Genomic DNA, 3,410 nt, shown 5'->3' with positions numbered 1-3,410 from the left:
AGTGCAATCACTTCCGGAGCAGTCGGTGTGCCGTAATTATTCTGCGGATTGCCTCTGGCCTGTGCCGAATCTCTGGAGTTTAATTCCACGTTCCAGATATTGCCTTCGTCCCATCCGTCTTCAAAAACTTCCTCGGCGGCCTCGTGGTCGCCGTCAAGCAATTTCTCGTCGTATTTTCTGCTGGTTTGTGTTCTGTCCATTTCATCCGCCAGTTCGGATTCGCCGAAATCAAAAATGTATTTGACTTCGTTTTCATCAATCCCTTCTAAATCCTCCATCAGAACAGATTCGGCCTTGACTCGATATTCCGGCACGTGCCCGTCGTAATCATAGATGCTCTCATAAACGCTGCCGCCGGTATAATCCACCCAGTTTGCATTATAGAGAATCGGCTTCCCCCAGAAAGCGTTCTCGTATTTCGGCGGATTGTTATCCGGCCCGAAAATATCAATCAAGCGGACATCGGCCTTTTCCTTCAGCCGCCGCCAGATTTTGTCGGATATTTTCGTAAAATCAAACACAGTTAAAAAATCATTTTTATTGAAAACGGCTACTTCTATCGTTGTATTACTGTTGTTCAAATATTGACCTTCATAAACAGGTTCACAAATACCGAGATTGGCAAAGTTGTAAATAGACCTAATGCGAATGATTGACGGTTCATCCGCATCCGGTCTAACTGGAATTAATAAATAACCGTATAAATCATAATTACTGTCTTTTGGCGTTCTTGGAACATTAACTGTACCGACTTTGGTTATTCCAAAAGCTATCGGCGAATCCGAGCCGCCGTATGCAGCCCAAAGTGATTGGCGCGGATAGTTTATTTTTAATCTGATGAGAAAATAAACGGCATTTAAATCATACTGTTCACATTCCAATACAACAGCAGATTCACAATAGTACGGAATCCCGCAGAAGTTATTTACACAATAACCTTTTGCCCCTGCGAGAATCGGCAAGTGATGTCCAACCAGAGTTATTGTGCCGGAAGACCATTGACTTACATCACTAATGTAGTTCTCTGCAAGGGCATTTTCAGCAATTGCAATAATGGCTTCTTTGTTCGGGAAATAAATAGAACCGTTATTGTCCTTGAAATAATCTTCAATATGCAAATAAAAGTATTTTAATGAATAATTCGTCAGAATTGGTTGGAAAACGTTTAGCTGCTTGAGTACCATTCGGCAGTCATTGAGAATCTGATAGATTCTTGTTGTATAATATTCCCGCCCTTCGGCCTCAAAGTTCGGCCCGTGATTGGCCGACAAATCCTCGCCGCCGTAATCATCTTGCGACGGTGCCGTAAATCGATGATGTCCCGGCATCGTCAGGTGATATTCGCCGTATGGGTCATTCCACGAATAATCCTCGTAATTATGGCAGGGCGGCTCGCCCCTCGACGAGTCCCGCATCTTGCCCTCCCGAACATAGCCGAGCGTCCGCTTCCACGTCCGACGCCAGGTGCCCTTGGGAATCGGCCAGCAGACATCGGCTATATCCTCGACGGAGTTGCACTCCACCCCGTGCACGGTCGTTGGAAATGACCAATAGCCCGGGTCGGCCAGGAAAAGCGTGCGAACTTTCAAAACTCTTTCGGAGATGAATGGGTGTTCTTCATCATAATACCAGTCATAGTAATTGCTGCCGAGTTTTTTCAGAATCAGCTCAAAGGCCGAACCGTTTTCTCCCCACAACTCATCGTGTAGTTCTGCATAAGCCGGAGCCGTAGCATCCCATTCAGGCCGATAGGCCCCTGTGCCAAAGTCATTATATGCCGTCTGATATGTGCGGTTTTCTATGCTCCCATATAACCCCCATTCGAGCATCTGAGGCAATATATCATCTTGCAAATAACTCGGATGATGGACAGCAAACCAATTCTCTTTATAGTCTTCATCGACCGGCAGCATCCAGCCGGATTGTTCAGCCAGCAGTTCTACCATATTCTGAATTGCAGCGTCATACTTATTTTGCTCCCACCAATCTCGTGGCGATTGAGCAATCTTGAGCGTTGGAATGCTGCCCTCATAAATCATCCCCGGCCCGCTCGACAGAATGCGTATCTTGTTTGTCAGATATTGCTTGTGTGTGGCAATGCAGTGCCAGCCGCTCTGCTGGCTGTGCCAGGCGTAGGCCTTTGGGTCATCCATCGCTCCGAGTTTACTCGCATTGGTTATCTGGCTGCGGCGGACGGGAACCTTTTCGCCGTATTTCCAGCGGACATTCTTCTTGTCCACAAAAAAGTAAGGCGGCATCTGCTCTTTGGGATCAACCTGAGCAGACAGATTTTCGTCGGCCCTCCAGCCGGCAAAGTACAGGTTGAAATAACTTCCGACTTTTTCCCAGTCGCTTTTCAGAAAGTATCGATGAGCGTTTTTGTCATAGCAGTGATAAAGATAGGGATTGACTCCTCGAATCCAATCTCCGTTGACATCGATAGCATATGGCCCGCCGCTGGGCGGCCTGCCGTCGTTCGGCCCTCGAGCATTCCCCTCGTATCGATGATACTGGTCTTTTGCTGTCCACCACTTGCCGGATTTTGCAAATGAATAGCGGGACTCGTCATCAATTGTTGCAAAAAATCCATCGGGCGATTCATCCGCATAGCCGCAGCCCGCCGACATGTTCCCATTCATTCCGCGCATCGTCCACCAGTCGCCGCCGAAATTGCAGGACATCGTGCCTTGATTGTCTGCAAAAAAACTGACCGGCTGCCCGTCATTGGAACACGCTCGGAGGAAAAGTGTGCTCCCGGACATCCTGCGGCTCAGGACACGGTAGAATCCGTTATTCCGCTCATCGGAGCAGCCGGTCAGCAAGAAAGGAGTGCCCGGACGCCAGTCATCATATTCCTTGTACCACGTCTCCTGCTGCGGCGTCGGCGTGCCTGTGCCGTTCCAGTTCCAGATACTGTTCTTTGTGATTTGCTGGCAATTCTCAATAACCAGTTCACCTTCCTGATACTGCGAAAAATCAATCCCGGAAATTGTTGAAGAGAATGAATCCTCATACCAAACGGTGATTGCGCCCGGCACGGCCTGAGCGTGCGGACGAGTTGTCATCGCCACCGTAAAACTCGTCTGCATCGCCTCTGCATATGGCAGCATCCATTCCGACCATTTCGGAGCAAGGCGTTTTGGATTATTCGTATCAATCCCGCCGTCCTCCGCCTTTTGTGCAGTCGCCGCCTTGCCATATAAAAGCAGCCAAATCCACCGCCGCAGGTCCTCCGCAGCCAGATGATGTACGGGCCCTCCCGCTTCAAGCGGCCAGTCGGAAAACTGCCATGGGTAATCCTTGGCCATAAGTTAACCGAGTAATTGACCAGAGCCGAGCAGACGTTGTTTTACTCCAGATATTCTTGCATACGTTGGTATGGACAGATTCATAATCGATTCGACTTCGTC

Annotated in this window: 1 protein-coding gene; it reads right to left on the bottom strand. The window is 48.7% G+C overall.

The features are described from left to right. Nucleotides 1–3,308: hypothetical protein (locus PKY88_13230; protein HOQ06162.1), on the bottom strand; the 3,308-nt coding region annotated here is incomplete at its 3' end. Between the last annotated feature and the right edge of the window lie 102 nt (nucleotides 3,309–3,410).

It is taken from the genome of Anaerohalosphaeraceae bacterium (assembly GCA_035378985.1).
GTDB lineage: Bacteria > Planctomycetota > Phycisphaerae > Sedimentisphaerales > Anaerohalosphaeraceae > JAHDQI01.
Note: the sequence above shows the minus strand (reverse complement) of the source record. Positions and strands in the feature narration are given on the sequence as shown.